The organism is Shewanella sp. T24-MNA-CIBAN-0130, from assembly GCF_040310185.1.
In the GTDB taxonomy this organism is placed as follows: Bacteria; Pseudomonadota; Gammaproteobacteria; order Enterobacterales; family Shewanellaceae; genus Shewanella; species Shewanella psychromarinicola.
In genome coordinates, this window is sequence record NZ_JBEOPP010000615.1 from 1 (window position 1) to 212 (window position 212).

At 44.3% G+C, this 212-nt stretch carries 1 protein-coding gene; it reads right to left on the bottom strand.

Annotated features, from left to right (window positions below; translation table 11 throughout):
* A partial coding sequence (locus AAEZ02_RS23700; RefSeq protein ID WP_351125717.1) for an IS66 family transposase occupies nucleotides 1–212 on the bottom strand: 212 nt, incomplete at both ends.

Here is a 212-nt window from a genome sequence, read left to right on the forward strand (position 1 = left end):
CGCCCCGTCGTAAACGGCCTGATATCGCGTTCAGTGACATTATTATCAATGCCTAATTCACCTGATTCAAGGTAACGCCTCAGTTTTTCCCACTGATTCAATGTGTACTTGATTGCTACCCCAATTTTACTTTTGGGCAGGACTGTTTTCTCGCTTTTTTCTAACCATTCATGCAACGATGTTAAGATTGGCTCAGCCTTTTCCTGCCGGAG